Below are 22,153 nucleotides of genomic sequence, written 5' to 3'. Positions count from 1 at the left end.
AGGCAATTTATTTCCCTATTTATACATGGTTTTTTAAGATGAAAAGAAATTTTTATTGTCCAAGTTTTTTCTTCTTTGACTTTTGCCTTGAATATATTACTAAGCCAACAATGGTTGCCACATAGGGTATCATCTGAACAAATTCTGTTGGTATCTTCAATATTTGAAGAGAGTTAGACAAAGTATCGGATATGCCAAATAAAAGTGAAGTTAGAAATGTTCCTATGGGTGTGGCTCCACCCATGGCCTCTGCCGCTAGAGCTATAAATCCTCTTCCAGAAGTCATGTCCTTTGCAAACCATGAAAGATATGACATAGACATGTACGCTCCTCCAAAACCTGCTAAAACACCACTTAAACATAAAGCAATATATTTTGTTTTCATGACATTTATCCCTACAGATTTTGCGGCTCTTTCATTTTCTCCCACAGCACGTATTCTAAGTCCCAGTGGGGTCTTATATAAAAATATCCATATAACTACCACTGCAATAAGAGATAAATATGTAAGCACACTATGACCTGATAATATAGGCCCTAAAACTGGTACTTTATCTATAAAAGGCAATGTAATCTTTGGAAGTGAGCCACTATGCAGTGAAGTAGAAGCCCCCTTATCCTGTGTCAGAAGATACAAAACAAATACAGTTCCTCCTGAGGCCATGAGGTTTACTGCAATACCTGTGAGAATTATATCGGCCCTGAGATTTAAAGAAAAGTATGCAATTATTATGCCTATAATAGCACCACATATTACTGCAGCTAAAAGCCCAATCCATACACTGCCTGTATACGCACTAAAAATAACTCCTGCAAGAGCAGCACAAAGCATAATTCCTTCAAGAGCTATATTTATTACACCTGCTTTATCTGAAATTAGTGCTCCTAGAGCTGCAAAAAGAATAGGGGTTGTTACTCTTAATATGGAATACCCAAAGGCAGTGGAATAAATAATATTAAAAAAGTCCTTCATTTACCTTTCCTCCCCTTTCTCTTCCTTATTTAATCCCTGGTTATTTTCTGAGAAAACAGTGGCATTCATAGCTCTTACCTCTTTGTATATGCTCTTTTTCTTCCAATAAGATAAAAATCTCTCAGCCGCTATGAGGAGTATCATAATGCCCTGAATTATAGCTATAAACTCTGACTGTACATCCGTCATCCTGGACATAAGATCTGCACCAGTTCTAAGATATGCAAGAAATATAGCCGCTAGGGGAACAAATAGAGGATTGTTTCTAGCCAAAATAGCAACGATTACACCATCCCATCCATACCCTGGCAATGAACTCCATTGGAATCTAGAGTACATTCCTAAAACCTCTGTAGCACCACCCATACCAGCAATGGAACAGCCTATTACCTGTGAAATTATTATTACTTTAAAAGTATTTATACCTGAATATCTTGCAAAATCGGGATTTTCTCCAGTAACTCTAAGTTCATAACCCCATTTTGTCCTATACAAATAAATATAGGTAATTATTATCATTGAAATAACTATGAATAACCCACTATGTATCCTGGTTTCTGGTATTATGCCAGTGACAAGCTTTGCGGTCTCTTGAAACTTTAGCGAAACTAAAGAGCCCGCCTTAGCATCTCTTAAAAATGTTTGTAAGATGTATGTACCTAGATACAATAATATATAATTGAGCATAAGGGAGGATACGAGCTCTGTAGCCTTGTATTTTGCCTTAAGGTACCCCGGAATCAGTCCAGCTATAGCCCCCATGAAAGCTCCAAGAAGTATTGCTACAGTGGGGTGAAGACCCATTGGCAATGAAAATTTAATTGCTACATAAGCTGCGGCTATACCTCCTATGTAAAAGGCACCTTCAGCTCCAAGATTAAACTGTTTTGCCTGATACATTACACTTACAGCCAAGCCAGTAAATATAAGAGGAATAGCCATCTCTAAGACATTTCCCACATGTCTTATACTGTCCAAAGGACCAATCAGCAAAATCTGAACAGCATTTAATGGTTCCTGACTTACTAAAAATATAATACATAGTGCCAAAAGCAACGCCGCCGCAATAGCTACTATGGTTCTTACAATTTCGTATTTTGCATGTTTATTTTTCATGTATAGCACCACCAATCTGTTCCTCAGACTGTCTTTTTAAGCCTAGCATATAGTATCCTAGTTCCTCTTCGGTAACCTTTGAAGCATCTTCAAAATATGCAGCAATTTTACCATCATATACAACAATTAGACTATCACTAAGCTCCAAGACTTCGTTAAGATCTGCTGACACCATAAGGATACCTTTGCCTTCATGTCTCAACCTTACTAATTCTTTTCTTATAAATTCTATAGCTCCTACATCTACACCTCGTGTAGGTTGATTTACCACAATTAGATAAGGATTTGATGAGAACTCCCTGGCCACAACTACTTTTTGTATATTTCCACCAGACAATCCTCCAACTTTATCCTTTGAACTTGCACACTTGATTTTAAAATCCTTAATAAGCCTTAGGGATATATCACTTATCTTATCCTTCGACATTAAAAATCCTTTATTGAAATCCCTTTTGTAGTATCTATCTCCAATAAGATTTTGCTCAATATTCATATCAGAAGCAACGCCGTGCACCATTCTGTCCTCTGGAACATAGGAAACTCCTTTCTCTCTTACTGAGCGTATATCAAGCCCTGTTATATCTTCATCTCGCAGATAGACTTTTCCATCATGTACTTTTCTCATTCCTGTAATCATTTCGACTATTTGTTTCTGACCATTACCTTCTACACCAGCAATTCCAAGAATCTGGCCTTTTTTCACATTAAAAGATATGTTGTCTACAACCTTTTTTTTAGTTTTATCAATGTAAGTAAGTCCTCTTACTTTTAGCACATCTTCTGTGTTAACACAAGGTTCCTTCTCCACTTCCAAGACCACATCTCTACCCACCATGAGCCTTGAAATATCTTTTTCACTTATATCTTTTAAATCATACACCCCCATAAATCTTCCATTTCTCATTATGGATATCCTATCACATATCTGCTTTATTTCTTTAAGTTTATGAGATATGAATATAATGGTATGACCTTGTTTTTTAAGTATCTCCAGCTCTTCAAAAAGTTCCTTTGTCTCTTGTGGCGTCAATACTGCTGTAGGCTCATCTAAAATCAATATCTCCACTCCTCTTAAAAGAGCTTTTAATATTTCTACCTTTTGTTTAACACCTACAGAAAGTTCAAATACCTTTGCATCAGGATCCAAAATAAGCTTGTATTTATCGCAAAGTTTTTTAGTCTCTTCCCAAGCCCTTTTTTTGTCTATAAAAATACCTTTTTTAGGCTCTGAGCCCAATATCATATTTTCAGCCACTGTAAGAGAAGGTATCAACATAAAATGTTGGTGAACCATTCCTATACCGTATTTCATTGCAATACTTGGAGAATTAATATTTATTTTTTTGCCCCTCAAAAGGATTTCTCCCTCATCCATCTCCTCTATTCCAAATAAAATCTTCATCAATGTAGATTTACCTGCACCGTTTTCCCCCATAAGAGCATGGATTTCGCCTTGTCTTATGGAGAAGTTAATATTATCATTTGCAATGACGCCATTAGGATATACCTTTGTAATGTTTTTCATTTCTAATAAGTCGTTCTGCATCGCACTCTCTCCACCAGATTTTAATTATTGCGAATGAAGTACTTTAAACTCCATCCGCAACTTGTATTTATTTTACGGAATCTTTAATTTTCTGCAATTCTGTTGTATCCATTCCTAAAGCCGATTTCACCTTGATCTCTCCTGAGTCAAGTTTTTTCTGTATTTCATCAAGCTTATCTTTCATTTCTTTAGATACAAGTTTATCAAAGTACTCATTTCTAACCAATTCAATGGCCTTTTCCTTTATACCAAGAACCTCAGTTTCGCCAAACTTTAGCTTACCATCTCTGTAAAGTTCAACGGCTCTAACCAAAGAGTTATCAATTCTTTTAAGAAGTGACGTTGGAATTAAATTGGCTTTTTCTGCTTCCTTTTCTTTCATTAGCATAGCTTGATCGGAGTCCACCCCAATGACATATTTCTTTGCCTCTTTGGCTGCATCAATCTGCCCTAGTCCTGCTTTACCAGCTACATTAAAACCAATATCTACACCATGACTAAACTGTGACAATGCCAATTCCTTTGCCTTTGCTGAATCATCAAAATTTCCAACATAAGATACAGCTACCTTTGTATCCTTGTCAATGTACTTTGCACCCTCTATGTATCCTACAAGAAAATCATTTATAACCGGCATATCGCTGCCACCTATGAAACCAATCTTCTTTTCTTCATTCACCAATGCCATATTGGATTTTGTTATCATAGATGCAAGAGCACCTGCAAGGAAGGAGCCTTCGTTTTGCTTGTATTCAATGGCGTATACATTTTTACACTTTCCTCCACTGAAATCTACGCTGCTATCATAAATCACATATCTTTTATTAGGATACTTTGCGCTAACCTGCTCTAGGTTTTCTTTCATATCCCAAGTTCCAACTACTATAAGATCGTAGTCCTGTTCTGAAACGTCTTCTAAAGTAGTGGCCCACTTTGTTTTATCTAAGCCCATTTCGATTACCTTAGTTTCATATCCATACTTGCTTTTAAGTTCTTTTATTCCTTTTGCTGCAGAGTCAAAAAAAGATTTATCTCCCAAGTTACCATTAATAAGACAGGCAATTTTAAGTTTATCCTTAGCTCCCATATTGCCTTTATTTTCATCACTCTTGTCATTTTGCTTTCCACACCCCGTTAAGACAAGTGAGGTCAATAAGGTTGCACAAATTAAAAATCTAAAATATTTTTTCATCTTTTGTTGCCGATAAAATCGGCTTCCTCCTTTTAGTCAATTTTTTTATTCATAGCCATTTACAGTATGCTATAATATTATTGTTATCCTTTTATTGAAGTTTAATTCATGAAGTGTGAATTTATACTGTGAAAGGCAACATATAAACATTAACAAGAAAGAAAAGGTAGGTGAAAACCCTGATTTTCAAACATGTAAATCTTATGCAAAGACAATCAGGTGTATATGAAGAAAGTAGGAAAAGTTATAAATATTAAAGGAAATAAAATATATATTGTCACAAAGGAAAATGAGTTTTGCATACTAAAAAGGAATTCTACCACCCCAAAAATGAATTCCATTTATGCTGGGGAAGTGTACAACCATAAATCTGCTATTTTGGCAACCATAATAGTAATTTTAATTAGCATCCTTATATTGGCAGTGTTCAAAGCCTATGAATTTTTTTCAATTAAAACCGAATTTATCGTAGAAATGGGTGGAAGATTTAAGATTTCAGTGAATAATGAAGACAAGATTACAAATATACAAGGTAATAATCCCACGGCTAGAAATATACTAAAAAATAAATCCCTCAAGTACAAATCCCTTGATGAAGGCCTCTCCTTTTTATTTCAAGAATGTATAAAAGAGAAAAAAATATTGCCTCAGGGTGATGTAACCTTTTATATGACAAAAGGCTCTGAAGAACACATAACTAAACTATCTAAATTTAATAAATTAAAGGCGGAAAATAGTATATATCTTAACATCAACACGGGAGGAGAAGGTATAATAGAATAGAAAAACTTGTAGACAAGTTATCAACATAACATGTTAATTAATTTAAAAAAACTGTGGATTATCGTACTTATCCACAGTTTTTTTGCTATTTGCATATCACATTTACGCTTAAATATGGTATGCTATTAGTTTTATTAATATCTTGTATTTAATTTTTAAATATATTTCATAATTATACGCAGTGAAAATTAGAATTATTCCATGTTATCCCATTTTTCAAGAAAGTTATGCACAGTTTTTTGTGTTTTGTGCACAGTTTGTGGATAACTTTTTTAATTAGCACCTAAATATTGCGCTTTCTTTTCCAAAAACATATCTAGCCACAAAAATACTTGCCAAAATGTACACTGCTAACCATACAAGAACAACTGCTATATGAAGGGGATTGAATACTCCCATAATAACTTCCTTTAATAGCGCCACAACGTTGTAAATTGGAATATTAAGTTGTGCTAGGGTTATGGTCTTTACATCAATAAAGTAACTTACAAAACCTATAAAGGATACAAATGTCAATGGAGCTACGTAAGTCTGTGCTTCCTTAAAGGACCTAGCATATATGCTTATGGCAAGGGCCAATGCTGCAAACATCATTGTAACACCTACAATGATTACGGCAATCAAGATAAATGTTGCAGGAGTAAGGTTTAAAATTCCGCCTAGCATGGTGGAGGCACTTTTACCTGATATGACAAGTCCCACCATGGATGATAAGGTACCTAACATACCCATGACAATTATAGCCATGTATTTTCCCCAAAGCAAAGACAATCGACTAGCTTGAGTTGTTAACAATGGTTCTAAGGTTCCCCTCTCCTTTTCACCAGCACACAAATCCACAGCACTTGTTATTGGAGCTGATGCCGCAAGAGTCAATATCATCATTGGGAGTAAAATTCCCATCATCATTTTACCCATTGGATCCTTCTCCACATTTATGGATACAGGATTTAAGTTGATTGGAGTTAACAAGTCCGCATTTATATTTCTGCTCTCCAATCTCTTTTTTACAACTTCATCGGAGTATTGACGAAAATATGCAGTAATGACTTCCATGGCCACTTGACATTTGCTACTTACACCATCATAAAAAATCGATATATCTAATTTTTCTTCTTTTTCTATGCGAGTATCTACATCCTCTGGAATCACCATATAGATGTAAGCCGTACCCTCCTCAATGGACTTCTTTCCGTCCTTGCTATTCACTAACTTTATATTGTCTTTTTGCTTAATATAAGTCCCTAATTTTGTGTTGCCCTTATCTTCTAACACCATCTTTACCTCTTTTGTAACGTCCTTAGTTTGACTGTCCATTCCCAAACTCATAATGGCAAATAAAACTGGATATATAACTAAAGGTATTACGATGCTCATTATAATGGTTTTTTTATCCCTAAACATATCTATTATTTCTTTTTTTAGTACTATTCCAACAGTGCTCACTATTTTCCACCTACCAATCTTAGGAATATGTTTTCAAAATCCGAAGTTTCGTAAGATTTTTTCAAGTCCTCGATTTTGCCCTCTTCTACTACTTCACCTTTGTGAATAATAACTACTCTATCACAAAGCTTTTCCACCTCTTGCATACTGTGACTGGAAAACAGTATTCCCTTGCCCTGTTCCTTGCATTTTCTAATGAAGTCCTGCACTATAGCTGTAGCACTAACATCCAACCCCATAGTTGGTTCATCAAAAAGCATATAATCTGGACTGTGCACAATGGATCTAGCAATAGCTATTTTCTGTTTCATTCCTCTTGAAAATTTGCCCACTTTTCTGTCTATGAATTCTTCCATAGAGAAAAGATCTGTAAGTTCATCAATTCTTTTGTTTATTTCTGTTTTGTCCATACCGTTCAGTTGTCCGAAGTAAGATATATTTTCTCTCCCAGTAAGCCTATCGTACAAACCAACTTCTCCGCCGAACAATATACCAATGCTCTTTCTAACTTTTCCACCATCTGTGAGAATGCTATTGCCATCCACCACCACATCTCCCTGAGATGGTCTAATAAGAGTTGCTACCATTCTCAAAGTAGTGGTTTTTCCAGCACCATTTTCCCCAAGAAGGCCTACTATTTCACCAGGTTTTACCACAAGGTTAATTTCATTTACAGCTTTTAAATCTTTAAACTGCTTACTTAAGTTAATTGTCCTCAGTTCCTTTTCCACTTTATCACCCCTGACCTATTACTATTAATATTCTCTAGTAATATTCTCTAATTTTATATAACTCCATATTTTATCTTAATATTAATAGATAATTTTGTCAATAAACATAAACATTATTTAAGGTTAAATTATAACTGTTTCTATGTTATCATTAGATTATTAAATATTGTGAAAGGAAACTTTGCCATGAGTATAGATATGAATTATAGAATTGGTATGGGTTATGATGTACACAGACTTGTTGAGAATAGAAAATTGATCTTAGGAGGCGTAAATATTCCCTACGAACTTGGTTTGCTGGGCCACTCTGATGCTGACGTCTTATTGCATGCTATTTGTGATGCCCTTTTAGGGGCTGCGGCTCTTGGAGATATCGGTACCCACTTTCCCGACAATGACAATGCATACAAAGACATGGATAGTATGATTTTACTTGCTAGAGTAGGCGATTTATTAAAAGAAAAAGATTATTCCATAGGCAACATAGACGCCACAATAATTGCACAAAAGCCTAAAATGGCTCCCCACATGGACTCTATGAAAAACAATATATCAAAAACATTGAAAATAGATTTGGACTCACTTAATATTAAGGCCACCACTGAAGAGGGACTTGGTTTTACAGGTCAAGGCCTTGGGATTTCATGTCAAGCTATTGCGTTGATTTACAAAAACAAATAACCTATGCTATATTTTTATTATATTAAAATAATTTTAATTGTTTTGTAACTACTTAAGGTATACAATACTATATAATAAGGTTATAGCTAATAATTCAAGTGATATATATTAATATATAAATTGACCTACCCCTTGTTAGAGCATAGTCATAGCACCCTTTGATTGTGTTCTTAAAAACAGAAAAACACCCTGCAATGAGTAAAGGCATTGCAGAGTGTTTTCTTTGTTTCTATTTTGATATTATTCTGTAAAGCTTATTTCTTCAGTTGAAGTGTCTACAATCTTTGCCCCAGACTTTTTAGCTAAAATTCCAGCCTTTGTTTGAAAAGCATTGCTTCCTATAATGCTGTCCATAGCTGTCTGTACCTCTGCTTTTGTTAAGTTATCCTTAACATATTTTACTTTTATGCTAGTCTTTGAACCTGCATCGGTTAAAAACTGCATTACTAACTCTTTAGACATTTAAAATACCCCCTTTTCTATTTCCCCTAAACGCTGTTTTTTCCTAAAAATACTATTCACTTACGATTTGGCTATCTTGCTCCAAAAGCATACCTGCAACAGTAGTCCCCAAAAGAGATTCTATAGCTTTTCCCACTGCCAAGATCTCATTTTCACTAAGTGTAACTTTAAGGTTTTTAAACCTCTGTTTCTTTATTATTTCCTTTCCCTTGCCATCAACCCCTACATTGCACTCCAATGCTAGAGTTTTATTTAAGACAACTGATTTTGCTGCCATATTTATCATCCCCTTTCACTTAATAAATACGCCGCACAGAAAAAAGGTTACATATTTTTTTTAACTTTTTTCAAATCACATATCCTATCCTCTAAAACGTAATCCATATCGGACTCCTTGCCCAATCCATTTTTATAAAGTTGCATAGACTTAGCTATATTTATATACTGTGGCTTTTCCCTCAAAATACTAGACAACCAATATACATCTCCCCACTTTAAATACGGCCATACAGACTCGCTATATTGACTTTGTGTCTCTTGGAAAATTTCCTGTGATTTGTCCATAGACTCTAACTCAAAATAACTTTCTGCCTCAGCCAGTTTCATAGACATTATAATAAAGTCATCACTTTCAGGCAGTTTATTGCAAAATTCTCTTGAGTAAGATGCCCTCTTTTCAAAAAAAGAATGGTCCTCTAAACCAGCGTTTTCTAGCTCCATTTCTAGATCTTGCACCCAATTAGATAGTTCCTCCACACCTTCTTCAAAATTTTCCTCCAATTCCTCTATGGAAGTCACTTTTGTATTGTCTATATGGTAAATTAACTTATCCCATGCCTTCAACCACTGCTGGCATGCTGATTTTACATTATCCTCATTTAAAAGTTCATAACCTTGTCTTATATAAGTATTTATTTCATTCATAATATTATGGGTTTCCCCATATTCACCTCCATATTATTATAGCCCTACAACGGTTATTTCCATTATATACCTTTTATCTTCTTATTTCAATTTTTTTGTAGTTTAATTTTTATCTAATAACTACATTTTAATCTCTAATTACTAGCTTTTTTATTTAGATTATACTACAATGTATTTGTAGTTTAAATAATTTTCAACACCTTAGGGGGGATTACCAATGTTTCAAGCACCATATATTGAAAATTTATATGAGTTAATGAAGAAGAACAATATCGATGCTGTTATTATAGCACCATCCAATGATTTAGAGTACCTTCTTGATTTTTCACCAGCTGCTGATGAAAGATTTCAGGCTCTTTTCCTTCTTCAAAACGGAGATTATTTTTATGTAACTCCTGAATTGAATTATGAAGAAATTCTTCACAAGCTTGGAAAAGATGCAAAATACTATATTTGGAGCGACGGTGAAGGTTTCGTAGACTGCGTTGCAAAAGCTTTAAAGGAATACGGTCTTGACGGCAAAAATATAGGAGTTAACTGTACTGTAAGAGCTATAAATATGCTAGATGTTGCAGAAAAAGTAAGTTGTAAATTCTTCAACGCTCATAACTTCTTAGAGCAATTTAGAATAATCAAGAGCGAAGAAGATATTGAAAAAATGAGAACAGCTGCAAAAATGGCAGACCACGTAATGGAAGTACTTTCTACTTTCATAAAACCAGGTATGACTGAAAAAGATATCAAAGAGAAAGTATACAGCATCTTTGATGAACAAGGAGCTGACGGCATTTCCTTTGAACCAATCATTTCTTCTGGTCCAAATAGCTCAATGCCACACTATAGCGGTGACTCAAGGGTAATTCAAGAACAAGATCTTGTAATTCTTGATTTAGGATGCAAATACAAGGGCTATTGTTCCGACACTTCTAGAACTTTCTTTATCGGTGATATAACTGACAAACAAAGAGAAGTTTACGGTATAGTGAAAAAAGCTCATTGGGAAGCTGAACACTTTGCAAAAGCAGGTGTTACATGTGGTGATGTAGACAAAATTGCAAGAGACATCATAAAGGAATCAGGCCATGGTGAACACTTCCTTAACAGAACTGGTCACGGTATTGGATACAGCGTTCACGAAGCTCCATACATTAAAGAAAACAATAAACTTGTTTTAGAACCAGGTATGGCATTTAGTATTGAACCAGGTATCTATATTCCTGGAGAATTTGGTATGAGAATCGAAGACATCGTTGTCATTGATAAAAATGGCAACCCGGATATATTAAACCAATTCTCAAGAGAAATAATTATAATAAAATAAGAATATACTTAATATATAACCCTCGGAGTAAACTACCTTGCCTCATATCTTTCGATGCACGAGTTCTCCGCGGGTATTATATATTTTAGGAGGTAGCTAATAATATGCAAATGTTAACTTTTGTACTAAACAATATTGACTTATTAGAAGATGTCATATCTGGACTTAGCAACGCTGGTATTCATGGTGCGACTATTCTAGATAGTACCGGCATGGGTAGACTTCTTTACAGCTCAAAGAATGAAAACATACCCATCTTTGGCTCCCTAAGAATGATATTAAATAACCACAGACCATTTAACAAAACAATTTTTATAGTCCTTAAAGATTCAGAAGTTCAAACGGCTATAAAGGCAATAAAGGATGTTGTAGGTGATTTATCTCAACCAGATGCCGGAATACTATTTACTATTCCAGTAAATTTTGTAGACGGTATTCCTACAGAATAAAAATCAACTTACATTTTAAAATCTACAATCTAGAATTACAGAAAAGGAGTTAAAAAATTTGAATATTTTATTTTACTTAAGCGTAATATTACTCGCTGGGATGCTCTTGGGAAAATTAGTTGGATATATAAAGCTGCCAGAAGTAACAGGATATCTTATTGCTGGAGTTCTTATAGGACCCAGTGTTCTAGGCATAATTCCCGCTGATGCGGCTGCTAACCTTGATGTTGTTTCCGAAGTTGCTTTAGGCTTCATAGCATACACAATAGGAAGTCAATTCGATTTAAATCACATCAAAAAAGTTGGGAAGGGAGTCCTTCTTATAACAATATTGGAGGCCTGCTGTGCAACGTTGTCCGTAACCTTAGTCATGCTATTTTTATTTAAGCAAACCCTACCCTTTAGTCTAGTACTTGGTGCCATTGCTGCTGCCACTGCCCCCGCTGCCACACTTATGGTGGTACGCCAATACAAAGCAAAAGGCCCTGTGGTAGATACACTACTTCCCGTAGTTGCCATGGACGATGCAGCTTGTATAATGATTTTCGGCATAGCAACCACAATTGCTACAACTCTGCTATCAGAATCTCAAACATCTCTTGTTTGGTCTCTTCTAAAGCCAATCCTAGAAATATTTGGTGCCATGTTGCTTGGATTTATCCTGGGCGTAGTTGTATGCTTCATCATGAAGAAAATGAGTAGCCAAGAAAAGCAATTAGGTTTATCATGTGGTTTTATTCTTCTTGCCATTGGCCTTTGTGATAAGTTTGGACTATCCTCTCTTCTTTGTTGTATGTGTATAGGCGCGTCTATTGTAAATGTGCTTCCAAATTCCAATAGAGTATTTACCACTGTAGACAATTTTACTCCACCAATCTTTGTAGTATTCTTTACCTTGGCAGGGGTGGAATTAAATTTATCTATACTAACAAAAGTGGGATTCATCGGTATAGGTTATGTTGTATTTAGAGTAGTTGGAAAATTTTTCGGTGCATCTCTTGGTGCAAAACTGAGCCACGCCCCAAAAACTGTTCAGCAGTACCTTGGCTTCACCCTTATTCCACAAGCTGGAGTTGCTATAGGTCTTGCATTGATTGGGGAGTCTATTCTTCCAAGTCCTTTAGGTACAGAAATAAGGACCATTGTCCTTGCAGCTACAGTAATTTATGAATTAATAGGACCTGTTGCCACAAAATTGGCATTGATAAAAGCAAAAGAAATTTAATGTATTTTAAATTTTTAAAAAATCACTCTGATATATAATTATCAGAGTGATTTTATTTTTATTTATTACTCACCTAATGTAGCAACCATTACAGCTTTGATTGTGTGCATTCTGTTTTCAGCTTCATCAAATACTATTGATGCTTCGCTTTCGAAAACTTCGTCAGTAACTTCCATTGCACTTATGCCATATTTCTCTTTTATCTCTTTACCTACTACAGTATTTTCATCGTGGAATGCTGGTAAACAGTGCATGAACTTAACTTTTGGATTTCCTGTTTTCTTTAACATTTCCATATTAACCTGGTAAGGAGTTAATAATTTTATTCTTTCTTCCCAAACTGAATCTGCTTCACCCATTGATACCCAAACGTCAGTGTATAAGAAGTCGCAATCTTTTACTCCTTCATCGATGTTATCAGTTACAGTGATTTTTGCTCCAGTTTTAGCAGCAACTTCATTAGATCTTGCTACTAACTCTTTATCAGTTGATAATTCTTTAGGGCAAACAATTCTGAAGTCCATTCCCATTTTACATGCACCAAACATTAAAGCGTTTGCCATGTTGTTTCTTCCGTCACCTATGTAAGCAAATTTAACTTGGCTTAATGGTTTGTCAATGTGTTCTTGCATAGTTAAGAAATCAGCTAATATTTGTGTTGGGTGGTCAAGGTCAGTTAATCCATTCCATACTGGCACTCCAGCGTATTTAGCCAAAGTCTCTACTGTTTCCTGAGCAAATCCTCTGTACTCTATTCCGTCATACATTCTTCCAAGAACTCTTGCTGTGTCAGCCATAGATTCTTTCTTTCCAATCTGTGTTCCTGATGGTCCAAGGTAAGTAACTCCAGCACCCTGATCCATTGCTGCAACTTCAAAAGCACATCTTGTTCTTGTAGAAGTTTTTTCAAATATTAAAGCTATATTTTTTCCCTTCATTGTCTGTACTTCTGTTCCTGTGTACTTTGCTCTTTTAAGATCTCTTGCTAAATCTAGGAAATACTGAATTTCCTTTGGAGTGAAGTCCATTAAAGTTAAAAAGTGTCTATTTCTTAAGTTAAACATGGTAATTCTCCTTTCAGAATTGAACGTTATATTTGTTAATGTATAGTTTTTAACGTGAATTATGTTTGCATAATCCATGTTTCTATATCTACACATATATTTTACTAATAAATTCGAATTTTATCAATTGTTTAATTTGATTTCGTACTGAATAATTTACTTTAAATCCTCTCTATAGAAAGGCATTGACATACATCTTGGGCCACCTCTACCTCTTGATAACTCTGCAGAAGGTATGGCAATTACACTGATATTGTACTTATCTAACAACTCGTTAGTAACGTAGTTTCTTTCGTATGTTACAACTTTACCTGGAGCAATAGCCAAGGTGTTAGAACCATCATTCCACTGTTCTCTTCCAGCTATTATTGTATCTCCACCACCACATCTTATAACAGTGATTTGCTTTTCAAGATGCTTGCTTAATATTTCTTCTAAAGTTCCCTGTTCTTCCTTTGCTATTACTTCTTTTTTAGATTGATCATAAGTTAATTCTGTAACCTTAAGTGATCCTTCTATACCTGGATGAACAGTAAATTTATCGTAATCAATCATTGTGAATACGGTATCAAGATGCATCATTGCTCTTGTTATAGGAATATGGAATATCAATATAGTTTTGAAGGTCTCGCCTGATTCAAATACATTCTTCGCTATTTGCATAATAGCCTCAGCATCTGTTCTCTGGCTAGCACCGATAGCAAGAACATCTTTACTTAAAATTAATTCATCTCCACCCTCAACAGCAAATTTCTGACCTCTTTCGTAGTAAATGCTTACGTCAGAATTTCTAAAAGAAGGGTGATATTTAAATATATATTTACCGAATATTGTTTCTCTATTTCTAGTTTCTGTTCTCATAGTGTTTAATGTAACACCACTTCCCATACATGCAAATGGGTCTCTTGTAAAGTAAAGATTTGGCATAGGATCCATAACAAATGGATAATCACCGTAAGACTCAGATATGCCTAGTTCCTTCTTTCTTACTCCAGCCATAATTTTGTCAATCATACCCTTGTCTGGCATAGATAAAAAATATTTAGTCAAAGCATCGATTATGACAGCATCTGTAATATTGCACTCAGCTATTACCTCTTTTACAAACTGTGCTTTTATATCAGGTGTTGTAAGAGATTCAGCTGCAAGCTTTTCTAAGTAAAGCACCTCAACGCCATTGTTTCTTAATACATCTGCAAAATTGTCATGCTCTTCTCTTGCAACCTTTAAATATGGAATATCATCAAACAACAATCTTTCAAGATACTCAGGTACTAAATTTTCAATTTCTGCTCCAGGTCTGTGAAGCATAACTGTTTTTAAATTACCTATTTCAGAATAAACATGAATATGTCTGTCTACAGTCATTTCTTCATCCTCACTTTCTCATCTAAATTTAATTATTATATATTATTGATCTTAAAATTGATCACATGTTAAACCTAGTATATAAGATAACAGTGAATCACTATGCTTTATCCGATAATCTTTGTTCCAGATTCACCTTTTAATGCAGCTCTAGCATTTTCTAAAGATGCTATTATAGCTGTCTTTGTTTTGTCATTTTGCACAAACTTTTTACACGCCTCAACTTTTGGAAGCATACTTCCTGGTGCAAATTGTCCCTCAGCAATGTATTTATCTACTTCTTCTAAGTTCATTGTCTCCAAAGATTTTTGATCAGGTTTATTGAAGTTTACACATACTCTGTCTACTGCTGTAAGAATAAATAATGCATCAGCTTCTAATATTTCTGCTAATTTTTCTGCAGCAAAATCTTTATCAATAACAGCTGCCACACCTGTTACGCTGTTTCCTTCTCTAACTACTGGAATTCCACCGCCACCACAAGCAATGACAACATTTCCCTTGTTCACAAGCTCAGTAATTGTTTCCTTTTCAATTATATCAACTGGTTTTGGAGATGCTACTACTCTTCTGTAACCTCTTCCAGCATCCTCTTTCATTACATAACCTTTTTCTTCTTCAAGTTTTTTTGCTTCTTCAGCAGTGAAGAAAGATCCTATAGGCTTTGTTGGATTTTGGAAGCCCTTGTCGTCCTTATCTACTACCACCTGAGTTATAACTGTAGCTACGTTTTTATTTATACCTCTCTTTGCCATCTCTTCTCCTATGGCATTTTGAAGATGGTATCCTATGTATCCTTGTGAAAATGATCCACATACGTCAAATGGGAATAATACATTAGATGCATCCTGTTTATGAGCTGCTTCCAATGAGGCCACTATTTGACCTACCTGAGGTCCGTTGCCATGAACTACTGTTACGGTGTGACCTGCTTCAACCAAATCAACAACAGATTTAGCTGTTTCTTTGCAAGTCTTAAGCTGTGCTTCTGCACTTTTATCTTTTGGATCTGCCTGAAGTGCGTTTCCACCTAAAGCTAATACTATTTTCATCTCTCTTCCTCCTGTAATTCGACTATTTTCTCTATTGAGTTCATCATACAATCTAACAAAAACAATGTCAACCCAGTAATTTCAAGGCCTAGTGCATATATATACTTCTTTTTTGAATAAAATTCATATATATATGCACAACAACCTTTTACATAAGATATTTTCGTATTTATTATGTGATATTTTATTTTATTAATGCATATTTATAGAATAAAATTTTTTATCTTCCCATGCTCTTATTTATAGCACTAGTCAAATCATAAAGATTTTTTGATAAAATATCAAATTTTTTTTCGATTCTAACTAGCACATATACAGTAATCGCCATAGGAAATCCTATATTACCTATACTTTGCATAAGTTCCTCCAAAAAAATACACCTCCTTTAATTTGCCACTGAATATAGACTAAGTTCATACTTAATGAATAAATAGATGTCCATATATTAAATATGCATTTTCCATGTTTTATTTACAAAAAAAACGACAAAAGTTAGTTTAGAACTTTTGTCATACTGTTATTCTACATAATCACCTGTTTTATGGAATGGTTTAAATGATTAGTAAACTTTATTCATTTTCGCTATTATCTGAAGCATCAATTATTCTCTTTACCAAATTCTTTATAACACTAGATTGAGATACCAAGATTATCACCATGATAAATAAGGTTATTCTGTGCTCATCTTCCTTCTTAAGGTTTAACTTGCCAATTATACTGTTTATGTTGGACTCATTAAACAATTCCGAATAAGCAAAGGAATCAAAAGCTTCTTTTTGAATTTCGCAAAAACATTCATATGCCTGTTCCCAGTTTATGATGTCATCAGATCTATCATTTATGTCGTTAAACGCTAGCCTAAAAACTTTTTTAATTTGATCCATGGTAAGAACTGGTCGCATGTAGCTAAGTATTACTAATTGTACAAGATGTAATTTTGTATAACCTCTTTTTTTGCCTGCTTCCGGTTTAGATATAACCTCGCTTTTGATATAATTCTGAATTATATTGTTTGTATAATGCTCATTTTTAAAATTATCATTGAGGAAATCAGTAACCTGCGACAAAAACAAATCATACGGAGGTAATTGTTCATAAGGTACAAACATATCCTGTGATAATTCATTTATCATTCTATTGATTTTGTTTGACTCCATTTCTTTTCCCATCTTCATCACTGTCCCTAATATAAATTTACACCATAACTATATTATAAGTTATAAATAACCGTTTTACAAGGACATTACTTATGAACTACAAGCTCTTTCACATTTTTAAATTTTTTTTGCATCGGCCATAAATTTCTCTATTCCAACATCAGTTAGAGGATGATTTATCATATCCATAAGCACCTTGTATGGCACAGTGGCAATACTGGCACCAACCTTGGCACACTGCAAAACATGAATCCCGCTTCGTATACTAGCACATATTACCTCCGTAGAATAATGATAATTTCTTAGTATATCCACTAAGTCACCTATAACTGGTAAACCGCCATTTCCAGTATCATCAAGTCGTCCTATAAAGGGGCTCACATAAGTGGCTCCAGCTTTTGCTGCCAAAAGTCCCTGTTGGGCCGAGAAAATCAAAGTAACATTAGTTCTTATTCCCTCTTGTGAAAGCAACTTCACCGCTTTTAATCCCTCCTTATTCATGGGAATCTTCACCACTACATTAGGGTGTATAAGAGATAGTTCTCTTCCCTGTTTCACCATTTCATCAGTATTTAATCCGGTAACTTCACCAGACACAGGTCCATCTACCATGTGGCATATTTCCCTTATGGTTTTCTTCAAATCCACCTTTTCTTTTGCGATTAAGGTGGGATTTGTGGTTACCCCATCTATAATACCAAGACTTAAAGCTTTTCTAATATCCTCAATATTTGCCGTATCAAGAAATAATTTCATACAATCTTCTCCTTTTTTTGTGTTTTTTGCTTAATTTTATTATGCCTCATGTAAAATAATTAAATTACAAAAACAGAAGATATATTATTTTGAATTTTATATATCATTCTATACTTTTATAGTGTATTTTGTATTATTTTGTAGTATACTATAAGTATTAATACATAATTTGATATATTTTTTATAATAATACCAACTTCTAAATAAGGAAAAGTAATAATTTATACTTTTTTAGAAAATTTTTAAATATTTATATTTTATATGTTGACATTTGCAATAATTGGTTGTATATTATCATTAGATGGAAATTTAATCTTTATATGTAAACAAACCTATATAGTAAAAGAAATTCTAAATTAACGTAAAAATAAGGAGGTAAAGTTATGAAATCAACAGGTGTTGTAAGAAGAGTGGACGAGCTTGGAAGAATAGTACTCCCAATAGAATTGAGAAGAACTTTAGACATTGAGGAAAGGGATTCATTAGAAATTTACGTGGACGGTGAGGAAATCATCCTAAAAAAATATCAGCCATCATGTATTTTTTGTGGTGATGCTAGAGATGTAACAAATTACAAAGGCAAAAACATATGCAAAAAATGTTTTGCTGAATTAAAGAACAGTAATGTTTAGTACAAGCCTCTGAGAAAAAATAAGCACTAAAAATTCATCCTCTTATTGATAACCTTAATAAAAAGATTGTCAACAAGAGGATTTTTGTATAATATAATAGTTTCTGATTATCTTCAACAATACATCAATTACCATCTTGGAATGCTTGGTTACTATTTTTTAAATGAAAAAATGAGATCACAGAGTTACCTCTGAGACCTCAACAATTATTTACTAAGCTATTCTTCTTGCTGTAGCATAATCTCTTCTTCCAGAAAGTGAAGAAATTTTTACTACATCACCTGTTCTTGGTGCGTGAATATAACTTCCATTTCCAACATAAATACCAACATGATGAGGGCTTGAAGCGCTTCCAAAGAATACTAAATCTCCTGGTTGAAGATTATCCCTTGATACAGCAACTCCTTCTCTTACCTGTGTATAAGTCGTTCTAGAAAGACCTACATTATATTTCGCATATACATACTGTACAAGTCCTGAGCAATCGAATCCGCTAGGAGAAGTACCACCCCACACATATGGAACATTAAGATATTTATATGCTTCTAACACTACTGCTCGTCCAAGTTCAGAAGCAGGAATATCCTCACCTCTAGAAGGTTTATTAACTGGTTTATTTGCTGCTCCGTAATTTTTCCAATTTTCTATGGTCTGCTGAGCTAAAGCAATTTGCTTATTATTAGCTTCTTGCTTGTCTCTAAATGATTTACTAATACTTGCGTAGTAATTTCTTTCTTCAGTTGCTTTTGCAATCAGTACTTGCAACTCTTCCTTGTCTTTAACGATTTCTTTTAAGTCAGCTTCATTCTGTTCTTTAAGCGCTACAAGTCTCTGTTTTTCAGTTTTTAATGACTTTTGTTTGCTTTCAACATCATCTTTCTTTGCTTGAAGCTCCTTCATGATAGCGTTATCATGCTCTGAGATATCCTTTAGAGTCTGTATTCTTGATATCAAATCAAAGAATCCATCTGATTCTAAAAGTAACTGAATGTAACTGCCTGTACCATTCATGTAAAGAGCGCTAGCTCTTTCACCGAATATTTCCTGTTCTTTTTCCATCTCAAGTTTAGCTTTGTCTAATTCAAATTGACTCTTAGTTATTTCTTCATTTGTTTTAGCGATTTGATTGTTTGCCTCGTCTATTTTAATCTGTTTAGTAGATATTTCTGTGTCTTTTTGCTCTATTTTAGTTTCCAGATCCTGAACTTTCTTTTCTGCTTCTTGTTCTAAGACGGCATTTTTATCTAAATCGCCTTTATTCTGTGCATTTTGTTGTCTTAGCTGCTCTATGACCTGCTGTTGCTTTTTTATTTGTTCCTGAGTCGTTGCAAATGTGGTAGCTGTAAAGGTAGAAACCATAATTGCTGTCAGGAGCAAGGCTCTTAACTTCTTGTGCACCCTTATCCCTCCCTTATTAGAAATGTTCTTCATAATTATATCACAAGTAAAACCAAAATCCTAGTTAAATATTATTAATATCCAAAGATAATTTATATATTTCATTTTTAGGCAATCCTCTATCCCTTGCAACCACCTTAATTGCCTCTTTTTTTGACAATCCATCCTTCATGTAATTTACAATATGTTCTTTTATGGTTATATTGTTCCATTTAGCTTCCATTTCTTTTTTTATTTCTTCCAGACTCTTGCCTTGTATAACTAAAACGTATTCTCCACGAGGCTCTACTTCATTGTAATAGCTTATGGCTTCATCCAATGTAAATCTGAGCACTTCTTCATGCATTTTTGTAAGTTCTCTGCAAAGTGATATCTTTCGATTTCCCAAAACCTCCTGTATAGCCTTTAAAGTATTGACTAGTCTATGTGGTGCTTCATAAAATATAAGAGTTTCTTCTATATCTTTAAGTTTTGTTAATACCTCACGCCTAGGTTTATTTTCCCTAGGAAGAAAACCTTTGAATACAAAACCCGACGTATCTAATCCGGAATACACAACAGCAGTGGTGATAGCCGTAGCCCCTGGAAGAACCTCAAAGGGTATACCCTCTTCAATACATTTCGTAACTATGATACTTCCAGGATCTGATATACCCGGTGTACCTGCATCTGTTACTATGGCCACATCTATTCCATCCTTTAATAAATCTATTATGAACTCACCTTGGCCCTGTTCATTGTGCTTATGATACGATATAAGTCGCTTTTTTATTCCAAGATGATTCATCAGCCTTAATGTAATTCTAGTATCCTCACTAGCTAATACTTCCACGCTTTGAAGTACCTCAATAGCCCTCAAAGTAATATCCTTTAAATTTCCAATTGGTGTTGGTACAAGATATAATTTTCCCATTTATATTTCCTTTCAATCCATTATGCTTTCTTTTCTTGCTCACTATGCTTTTTCTTTATCTGCACATATTTTTACAATATACATTTCTCTGATTTATATAATTGATTTATTTCATCTGTATAACTTCCATCTTTATTATGTATACATAAGTCAGGTTCCCATTTAAAAAACCTGCCTCCATTTCTTTTCCCCTCAATAAGCATTATATTAGGTGCTTTCCCCGGCATAGGTATTACCATTTTTATTCTCTTTGGCTCAATTTTATGCTTTCTCATGAGAGTTACAGCGTCCACCATCCTCTCTGGTCTGTGAACCATATAAAACCTACCACCATCTGCCAAGAGAATTTTAGCAGCCTCTATAACTTGCTCTAAATTGCAGCATATCTCATGTCTAGCTATAGCAAGCTTATCCTCTTGATTTACTATACCACAATTCCCCGTTTTATAGGGTGGATTTACCGTTACCACATTATATTTCTCTAGCTTTTTAAGCTTATCAAAATTTGTCAGATCTTCATTTATGAATGATACCCTATGTTGTAAGCTATTATACTCTACCGTCCTATTGGCCATTTCCACCATGTCCTTTTGGATCTCCATACCGCATATATTGTCACTTTCCGTTTTACCAGCCAAAATAAAAGGCACAATTCCTGTACCAGAACATAAATCCATCACCGATTCCTTTTTTTTAACCCTAGCGAAATTGGAGAGCAATACTGCGTCCACACCAAATCTGAACCCATCCTTCTTCTGAATAATGTATATACCTTTAAGTTGTAAATCATCTAATGTTTCATTTTCCAACATATAATCCATTTTTATTTCCTTTTCAACTATTTGTTTTTCATTCCCCTTAATTATATATTACATTTTGCAAATTTTAAAGGGGACACCACTTCTCCTACCACTAATATCATTTGACTATTTCATCTTTCATCTTAATAGTTTAACGCGTAAAA

At 34.3% G+C, this 22,153-nt stretch carries 24 protein-coding genes; 6 read left to right on the top strand and 18 right to left on the bottom strand.

Going from position 1 to position 22,153, the window contains the following annotated elements; genetic code table 11:
• Window positions 1–52: 52 nt before the first annotated feature.
• The 4 genes from BUA73_RS10790 to BUA73_RS10775 all read right to left on the bottom strand — a co-directional run bounded on the left by BUA73_RS10790 (window position 53) and on the right by BUA73_RS10775 (window position 4,827).
• Entirely contained in the window at window positions 53–973 is a 921-nt protein-coding gene (locus tag BUA73_RS10790) for an ABC transporter permease (protein ID WP_072904138.1), read from the bottom strand.
• Window positions 974–2,089, bottom strand: coding sequence for an ABC transporter permease (locus BUA73_RS10785; protein ID WP_072904137.1), 1,116 nt, complete (start codon window positions 2,087–2,089; stop codon window positions 974–976). It abuts the gene before it with no gap.
• On the bottom strand, window positions 2,079–3,635 hold the full coding sequence (locus tag BUA73_RS10780) for an ABC transporter ATP-binding protein (RefSeq protein ID WP_072904136.1): 1,557 nt from the start codon (window positions 3,633–3,635) through the stop codon (window positions 2,079–2,081). Before BUA73_RS10780 ends, BUA73_RS10785 begins: the two co-directional genes overlap by 11 nt.
• A 67-nt stretch (window positions 3,636–3,702) precedes the next feature.
• Window positions 3,703–4,827: a BMP family ABC transporter substrate-binding protein gene (locus tag BUA73_RS10775; protein WP_072904135.1), complete on the bottom strand. Its 1,125-nt coding sequence runs from the start codon at window positions 4,825–4,827 to the stop codon at window positions 3,703–3,705.
• A gap of 225 nt (window positions 4,828–5,052) precedes the next feature.
• Here BUA73_RS10775 and BUA73_RS10770 point away from each other — a divergent pair, with 225 nt between their 5' ends.
• A complete protein-coding gene (locus BUA73_RS10770) occupies window positions 5,053–5,610 on the top strand; it encodes an anti-sigma-I factor RsgI family protein (protein ID WP_072904134.1) in 558 nt (185 codons plus the stop codon).
• Between the two features lie 276 nt (window positions 5,611–5,886).
• Here BUA73_RS10770 and BUA73_RS10765 read toward each other — a convergent pair whose 3' ends face one another.
• Both BUA73_RS10765 and BUA73_RS10760 read right to left on the bottom strand, forming a co-directional pair.
• Window positions 5,887–7,056 carry an ABC transporter permease gene (locus BUA73_RS10765; protein ID WP_084672237.1) on the bottom strand — a complete coding sequence of 390 codons (1,170 nt, stop codon included), beginning with the start codon at window positions 7,054–7,056 and terminating at the stop codon, window positions 5,887–5,889.
• Complete coding sequence (locus BUA73_RS10760; RefSeq protein WP_242942374.1) at window positions 7,056–7,787, bottom strand: ABC transporter ATP-binding protein; 732 nt, start codon at window positions 7,785–7,787, stop codon at window positions 7,056–7,058. Before BUA73_RS10760 ends, BUA73_RS10765 begins: the two co-directional genes overlap by 1 nt.
• 186 nt (window positions 7,788–7,973) lie before the next feature.
• Here BUA73_RS10760 and ispF point away from each other — a divergent pair, with 186 nt between their 5' ends.
• A complete protein-coding gene (ispF, locus tag BUA73_RS10755) occupies window positions 7,974–8,468 on the top strand; it encodes a 2-C-methyl-D-erythritol 2,4-cyclodiphosphate synthase (RefSeq protein WP_242942373.1) in 495 nt (164 codons plus the stop codon).
• A gap of 240 nt (window positions 8,469–8,708) precedes the next feature.
• On the opposite strand, the gene BUA73_RS10750 is transcribed toward ispF, so the two are convergent.
• Genes BUA73_RS10750 through BUA73_RS10740 form a run of 3 tightly spaced genes read right to left on the bottom strand, consistent with a single transcriptional unit; the run spans window position 8,709 to window position 9,854 of the window.
• Window positions 8,709–8,930, bottom strand: a complete 222-nt coding sequence (locus BUA73_RS10750) for a DUF2922 domain-containing protein (RefSeq protein WP_072904132.1) — start codon at window positions 8,928–8,930, stop codon at window positions 8,709–8,711.
• 52 nt (window positions 8,931–8,982) lie between these two features.
• On the bottom strand, window positions 8,983–9,207 hold the full coding sequence (locus tag BUA73_RS10745) for a DUF1659 domain-containing protein (protein ID WP_072904131.1): 225 nt from the start codon (window positions 9,205–9,207) through the stop codon (window positions 8,983–8,985).
• 47 nt (window positions 9,208–9,254) lie between these two features.
• Window positions 9,255–9,854, bottom strand: a complete 600-nt coding sequence (locus tag BUA73_RS10740; RefSeq protein WP_072904130.1) for a hypothetical protein — start codon at window positions 9,852–9,854, stop codon at window positions 9,255–9,257.
• A gap of 217 nt (window positions 9,855–10,071) precedes the next feature.
• Here BUA73_RS10740 and BUA73_RS10735 point away from each other — a divergent pair, with 217 nt between their 5' ends.
• From BUA73_RS10735 to BUA73_RS10725, 3 genes are all read left to right on the top strand, one after another.
• Window positions 10,072–11,175, top strand: a complete 1,104-nt coding sequence (locus BUA73_RS10735) for a M24 family metallopeptidase (protein ID WP_072904129.1) — start codon at window positions 10,072–10,074, stop codon at window positions 11,173–11,175.
• Between the two features lie 104 nt (window positions 11,176–11,279).
• Window positions 11,280–11,624 (top strand): P-II family nitrogen regulator, encoded by a 345-nt coding sequence (locus tag BUA73_RS10730; RefSeq protein WP_072904128.1) that lies wholly within the window; start codon window positions 11,280–11,282, stop codon window positions 11,622–11,624.
• A 58-nt stretch (window positions 11,625–11,682) separates the two neighbouring features.
• Entirely contained in the window at window positions 11,683–12,849 is a 1,167-nt protein-coding gene (locus BUA73_RS10725; protein WP_072904127.1) for a cation:proton antiporter, read from the top strand.
• Window positions 12,850–12,914: 65 nt separating this feature from the next.
• On the opposite strand, the gene argF is transcribed toward BUA73_RS10725, so the two are convergent.
• From argF to fsa, 6 genes are all read right to left on the bottom strand, one after another.
• Complete coding sequence (gene argF, locus BUA73_RS10720) at window positions 12,915–13,913, bottom strand: ornithine carbamoyltransferase (protein WP_072904126.1); 999 nt, start codon at window positions 13,911–13,913, stop codon at window positions 12,915–12,917.
• A gap of 156 nt (window positions 13,914–14,069) precedes the next feature.
• Window positions 14,070–15,281 carry an arginine deiminase gene (gene arcA / locus BUA73_RS10715; RefSeq protein ID WP_072904125.1) on the bottom strand — a complete coding sequence of 404 codons (1,212 nt, stop codon included), beginning with the start codon at window positions 15,279–15,281 and terminating at the stop codon, window positions 14,070–14,072.
• A gap of 107 nt (window positions 15,282–15,388) precedes the next feature.
• Window positions 15,389–16,333, bottom strand: a complete 945-nt coding sequence (gene arcC / locus BUA73_RS10710) for a carbamate kinase (protein ID WP_072904124.1) — start codon at window positions 16,331–16,333, stop codon at window positions 15,389–15,391.
• A 220-nt stretch (window positions 16,334–16,553) separates the two neighbouring features.
• On the bottom strand, window positions 16,554–16,691 hold the full coding sequence (locus tag BUA73_RS10705; RefSeq protein WP_143147005.1) for a YvrJ family protein: 138 nt from the start codon (window positions 16,689–16,691) through the stop codon (window positions 16,554–16,556).
• 211 nt (window positions 16,692–16,902) lie between these two features.
• Window positions 16,903–17,490, bottom strand: a complete 588-nt coding sequence (locus BUA73_RS10700; RefSeq protein ID WP_242942372.1) for a DUF1836 domain-containing protein — start codon at window positions 17,488–17,490, stop codon at window positions 16,903–16,905.
• Between the two features lie 117 nt (window positions 17,491–17,607).
• Window positions 17,608–18,246, bottom strand: a complete 639-nt coding sequence (gene fsa / locus BUA73_RS10695; RefSeq protein ID WP_072904121.1) for a fructose-6-phosphate aldolase — start codon at window positions 18,244–18,246, stop codon at window positions 17,608–17,610.
• A gap of 383 nt (window positions 18,247–18,629) precedes the next feature.
• Between fsa and BUA73_RS10690 the strand changes: the two genes are divergently transcribed.
• On the top strand, window positions 18,630–18,878 hold the full coding sequence (locus BUA73_RS10690) for an AbrB/MazE/SpoVT family DNA-binding domain-containing protein (RefSeq protein WP_072904120.1): 249 nt from the start codon (window positions 18,630–18,632) through the stop codon (window positions 18,876–18,878).
• A 213-nt stretch (window positions 18,879–19,091) separates the two neighbouring features.
• On the opposite strand, the gene BUA73_RS10685 is transcribed toward BUA73_RS10690, so the two are convergent.
• The 3 genes from BUA73_RS10685 to BUA73_RS10675 all read right to left on the bottom strand — a co-directional run bounded on the left by BUA73_RS10685 (window position 19,092) and on the right by BUA73_RS10675 (window position 22,010).
• Window positions 19,092–20,276 carry a C40 family peptidase gene (locus BUA73_RS10685; RefSeq protein WP_072904119.1) on the bottom strand — a complete coding sequence of 395 codons (1,185 nt, stop codon included), beginning with the start codon at window positions 20,274–20,276 and terminating at the stop codon, window positions 19,092–19,094.
• 64 nt (window positions 20,277–20,340) lie between these two features.
• Window positions 20,341–21,189 carry a 16S rRNA (cytidine(1402)-2'-O)-methyltransferase gene (rsmI, locus tag BUA73_RS10680; protein WP_072904118.1) on the bottom strand — a complete coding sequence of 283 codons (849 nt, stop codon included), beginning with the start codon at window positions 21,187–21,189 and terminating at the stop codon, window positions 20,341–20,343.
• 71 nt (window positions 21,190–21,260) lie between these two features.
• Window positions 21,261–22,010: a tRNA1(Val) (adenine(37)-N6)-methyltransferase gene (locus BUA73_RS10675; RefSeq protein ID WP_072904117.1), complete on the bottom strand. Its 750-nt coding sequence runs from the start codon at window positions 22,008–22,010 to the stop codon at window positions 21,261–21,263.
• Between the last annotated feature and the right edge of the window lie 143 nt (window positions 22,011–22,153).

The organism is Hathewaya proteolytica DSM 3090 (assembly GCF_900142225.1).
GTDB classification, from domain to species: domain Bacteria; phylum Bacillota; class Clostridia; order Clostridiales; family Clostridiaceae; genus Hathewaya; species Hathewaya proteolytica.
The sequence above is the reverse complement of the archived record's forward strand: the minus strand, read 5'-3'. Positions and strand labels throughout refer to the sequence as shown.